Origin of the sequence: Streptobacillus ratti, from assembly GCF_001891165.1 — a bacterium.
In the GTDB taxonomy this organism is placed as follows: Bacteria; Fusobacteriota; Fusobacteriia; order Fusobacteriales; family Leptotrichiaceae; genus Streptobacillus; species Streptobacillus ratti.
The window spans coordinates 1-5135 of record NZ_LKKW01000050.1; the positions used below are offsets into that span (position 1 = coordinate 1).

Sequence of the window (5135 nt, forward strand, 5' to 3'; positions counted from 1 at the left end):
AGAGGGTAAATCTAAGGTGATAATGACTCTTACTGAGAGATTATCAAGAATTAATATTGTTCGTTTATTAGATGCTAAGACTAATGATAATGTTATTAAAGAGGTTGAAAAGATTATTAAAAGTAATAAATATTTAATTCATTCTATTACTTCTGATAATGGTTCTGAGTTTTCTAATGTTAAGTATATTACTGATTTAGGTATTAAGTGGTATTTTGCTCACCCTTATTGTTCTAATGAGAGGGGTAGTAATGAAAATAATAATAAGATGATTAGGAGATTTATTCCTAAGGGTAGGTCTATGAATAAATTAAGAAAAAAAGATGTTAAATTTATTGAAAATTTTATGAATAATTATCCTAGAAAAATTTTCAATTCTTCAACATCTTATGAAGTTTATGAATGTCTTTTAAATCTTGTTTAAGTTGTTTTTGGACATTTACTTTTGGAATTTAGGGTATTCTCCTCTTGAAATCTCAAGATAACTATCTTTTCCTTCATTTAACCAATTAATTTTACCTTTCATAAGAATAGCTGAATCTTTATAGTATCCTATAACAACATTATATTCTTTATTATTTTCTTCAATAATTTCATAACTTTTCTTATTCTCAATGATAAATTTTTCCGAATTAATATACATCATATAAGTAGTTAAAATTATAAGCATAATTGTAGATACAAAAACGGAAAATTTAGTAAAAAAAATATCCTCTACTTTATAATTATTTATTTTTTGTCCCCAAATACTTGAATATTCATTTAAATCATTTCCAGATGCTAAAAAATAAAGAACCCAACACAACATTCCAACAATTACACAAATAAAAAAAAATAAAAAATTATACCCTTTTAGTTTCAATACATTTATTAGGAAAGAAAAACAAAAAATAAATGAAAAATAGAACATCGTGAGTGCAGGAATCAAAGAATAAAATATCCTTTCAAAAATATTAAAGTTCTTTTTCTTTAAAAATATTTTTATTATAAATATATCTAAAAAAACATTATTATCACTACAAAATATATAAGTTCCATAATATAATCTGTTAACAAACTATCATGAAAATAAAATCTAGGAATACCATAAAACTCTTCTGCATTTAAAGAATAAAAATAACGAATTATTTCATAGAAAATACCTAAAACTGTTATAACAAATGTTGGAGCTATAATAATAAACTCTTTATTCTCTTTTAAAATATCTAGATTTTTTTTGTTTTCATTATTATTTTTTCCATCAATAAAAGTTCCTTTCTTAGTTTATCTTGTCATTTTTCATTTTTAATCAAATGAAGTTATATATATTCATGATTTATTTTAAATATAGATTAAGTTTCACATAAAAAATATTTCTATATATATTTTTAAAATCATCATTAATATTTATACTATTTTGTAATTTATATATTCTCCACCGAATAATCTATTTTTTATAAATTTATATTTTGCTTAAATACTCCGTCCCATATTAAATCGATATTTTTATTTCCTACTCCCACTCTATCGTACTCGCTGGCTTAGATGAAATATCATAAACAACTCTATTTATTCCACTTACCTTATTTACTATCTTATTTGATACTTTTTCTAAAAATTCATATGGTAATTTTGACCAAGTAGCTGTCATGAAATCTATTGTATCTACAGATCTTATAGCTGCCACATATTCATATGTTCTTACATCTCCCATTACTCCTACTGTTTTAACTGGTAATAATGTTACAAATGCTTGAGATACTGTATGATATAAATCATCATTAATTAATTCATCAATAAATATTTCATCTGCTTCTTGCAATATTTTAACTTTCTCTTTAGTAACCTCTCCTATAACCCTAATCCCAAGCCCTGGCCCTGGAAATGGATGTCTATTAACTATGCTTTCTGGCATACCCATTTCTTTCCCTACTTGTCTTACTTCATCTTTAAATAACTCTCTTAAAGGTTCAAGTAATTTAAATGTCATTTCTTCTGGAAGACCACCAACATTATGGTGTGATTTAATAGTGTGTGAAACTCCCTCTACAGATTGTGATTCAATAACATCTGGATAAATAGTTCCCTGAGCTAAAAATTCAACATCTTTCCCACCTTTAAGTTTAGATGCCTCTTCATTAAATACTTCAACAAATTCTTTACCTATTATCTTCCTTTTAGCTTCAGGTTCATCTACACCCTTTAATTTTGATAAAAATCTATCTCCTGCATCAACTTTAACGATATTTAAATTAAAATTAGATTTGTAATAATTATACACTCTATTTGCTTCATCATATCTTAAAAGTCCTGTGTCAACAAAAACACAAGTCAACTGATCTCCTATAGCCTTATTAATCAATACTGCTGCAACTGATGAATCTACTCCACCAGAAAGCCCAAGCATAACTTTTTTATCTCCTACAGTTTCTCTAATTTGCTTAATTTTTTCTTCTATAAAATTAGTTATTACAAAGTTTTTTTCTGCTTTACAAATATTAAAAATAAAGTTTTCTATCATCTTTTTACCAAATTCAGAATGCGATACTTCTGGATGGAATTGCAATCCATATACATTATTGTTATTAGCTATAGCAGCAATAGATGAATCTGTTTTAGCTATTATTCTAAATCCTTTAGCCATTTCAGTAATATGGTCATTATGACTCATCCATATATTTGATTCCATAGGAACATCAACAAGTAATGGATTTTCTTTTTCAAGTATTTGTAATACTGCTCTACCAAATTCTCTTTCTTGTGCAGCCTCTACTTTCCCCTCATTTAAATGTGTGATTAATTGTAACCCATAACATATTCCAAGTATAGGAATACCTAACTCAAATACCTTCTTATCTATAGTTGGTGCATTTTCTAAATATACTGAACTTGGTCCTCCAGAAAATATTATACCTATAACATCTTCTAAATTATTAAAATCAAATTCCCTAACCATTTCACAGTATACTTCCATTTCTCTTATTCTTCTTGCAATAATTTGTGAATATTGTGAACCAAAATCAATAACAACTATTTTTTTTCTTTTTAACATGTCTATTCTCCTATTCTTTCTATCTTTAATAAGGTTACATCATCATTAAAAGGTTTCTTACCAACAAAGTCTTTTAAATCCTGTATTATCATATTTAAATCTAATTTTTTTACCTGTAATTTAAGTCTTTCCAACCCATAATATTTTCCATTATCATCTATTTCTTCTGTTATCCCATCTGTGTAAAGTAATATTTTATCTCCTACATTAAAATCTACTTCTTTTTCTTCAAATGATAATATAGGGAAGAGTTTTTTAGAAAACAATCCTAATATTTGCCCCTCACTCTCAAGTTCTATTACTTCATCACGTGCCTTATTATACATTAAAGCAGGTTCTTGAGAAGCTTTAGCATATCGCAGCTTATTAGTTTTTGTGTTTATAACTAAGTAAAACATCGATACAAATTTTCCTTTAGGAAATATATTTATTATTTCTTCGTTTAAAATCTCCATAAGATCTGTAACTTTATCAACTTTTTTTGCATTATTATATATTAATACTTTAAGCATGGTTGAAAGAAGTGAAGCAGGTATACCATGTCCTGAAATATCTGCAAATACTATAGCAAACTCCTCATCATTTAATTCTATAAAATCACAGAAATCTCCCCCGATATTCATACTCGGTTCAAAAAAATATTCACATGCATATTCTCCAAATTCTATTTTTTTAGGTGGCATAAGTGATTTTTGTATATCTCCTGCAAGTCTTAATTCCTCACTTACCTCATTATATAGTTTACTAATTTCTTTCTCTCTATTAAAAACTTCTGATACAAGTCTATCATTTTCTTTTTTTAACTCTGCTGCTGTGGCAAGACTTTTAATAGACCCTACTAAACTTTTAATATCGACTGGTCTTTTGATAACTCTATTAACACCATATTTCATAGTATTTAAAGCTTTATCTATATCAGTTTCAAAAGTTATTAATATTACCATAGAATTCGGATTTTCTTTTTTTATCTTCTTTATTTCTTCAATTTTTTCTTCTTGATAGCTAGAAAAATCTATAATATATATACTATTTGATCTACTATCATGCTTTTTATTTAAAAAATTAGAACTATTTCTATTTTTTATACCAAATCCATTTTTTATTAATTCATCCTTAAGAAGATTTTTAAAATTATTATTATCATCATATATTTTTACTTCATAACCTGCAAAAATTTTAAGTTTGTTATATTCTTCTATAGAATCAAAAATTTTAAAATATCTCTTCGATTCAAATAAATTAATGTCTTCTGTTATATTCTTATTCTTAATAATGAAAAATATTTCAAAATCATTTTTGATAGAACATCTAAATAATTTAAGCATGTAGCTTAAAAATTTTGAATCTATAATTACATCTTTAATATGAAAAAGAATTTTTTTCCTAATTTTTGATGCTTTAAGTAAATCCTCATAGCTCTGTTCAAAAGATTTAAAATATACTATTTCATATTCTCTATCTCCTAAAAAACAAAATTCATTCATAATTACTCCAAATCATTATTTATATTATTTTACTACATATTAATATTTAAAAAATTTGCACCATCAAGTGTTATACAATTCTCATTTGAAAATATTTATTAATATACTTCCATTTGTTCCTGTAACCTCTAATAGTGCAAGTTTCCTCTAATTTATATATATCATATTATCCTTTTTTACTATGTTAGAAAATAGTTTTTTAAATAAAGTAGTTAAAACTCATATATTACACACAATTATTACTATATATATTAACTTCTCCATAACTATTTCCCTTATCTATACCATACCAATTAATACTAACATTTTAATCAATTTTTGTCAAAAAATTTTTTAAATATAAAAGGCAACAAAATGTTTAGTTGTCAAACATATGTAACAAAATATTTAAAAAGTTTCTGTATAAGTGTGTAATTAACCACTTAGTCACCTTTTTTACATTTTTATTAATTTGTTAAACTATTTTGATACTCTCTTACTACCTCATTCGGACTCTTAAAGTTTAGTACTTTTCTCCTTATATTATTATATCTACTACAATACTTTTTTACTCCTCTTTTTAACTCCTCTATACTCCTAAATACTCTCCTTAAATAATACTTACTATCCTCCCTATGACT

General features: G+C 25.1%; 4 protein-coding genes. 1 reads left to right on the top strand and 3 read right to left on the bottom strand.

What is annotated here, in order from left to right; genetic code table 11:
- On the top strand, nt 1-424 hold a 424-nt coding region (locus BT993_RS06550; RefSeq protein WP_143604208.1), incomplete at its 5' end, for an IS30 family transposase.
- A 15-nt stretch (nt 425-439) separates the two neighbouring features.
- Here the strand turns inward: BT993_RS06550 and BT993_RS06555 are convergent.
- From BT993_RS06555 to BT993_RS06565, 3 genes are all read right to left on the bottom strand, one after another.
- Nucleotides 440-808 carry a hypothetical protein gene (locus BT993_RS06555; RefSeq protein ID WP_143604304.1) on the bottom strand — a complete coding sequence of 123 codons (369 nt, stop codon included), beginning with the start codon at nt 806-808 and terminating at the stop codon, nt 440-442.
- Between the two features lie 684 nt (nt 809-1492).
- On the bottom strand, nt 1493-3031 hold the full coding sequence (guaA, locus tag BT993_RS06560; RefSeq protein WP_072593775.1) for a glutamine-hydrolyzing GMP synthase: 1539 nt from the start codon (nt 3029-3031) through the stop codon (nt 1493-1495).
- 2 nt (nt 3032-3033) lie between these two features.
- Nucleotides 3034-4515 carry a PP2C family protein-serine/threonine phosphatase gene (locus BT993_RS06565; RefSeq protein ID WP_072593776.1) on the bottom strand — a complete coding sequence of 494 codons (1482 nt, stop codon included), beginning with the start codon at nt 4513-4515 and terminating at the stop codon, nt 3034-3036.
- Nucleotides 4516-5135 lie beyond the last annotated feature (620 nt).

Excerpts from the sequence above, each read along its gene's own strand:
- BT993_RS06555 (WP_143604304.1), bottom strand. The coding sequence starts at position 808 with ATGTTGTGTTGGGTTCTTTATTTTTTAGCATCTGGAAATGATTTAAAT.
- guaA (WP_072593775.1), bottom strand. The coding sequence starts at position 3,031 with ATGTTAAAAAGAAAAAAAATAGTTGTTATTGATTTTGGTTCACAATAT.
- BT993_RS06565 (WP_072593776.1), bottom strand. The coding sequence starts at position 4,515 with ATGAATGAATTTTGTTTTTTAGGAGATAGAGAATATGAAATAGTATAT.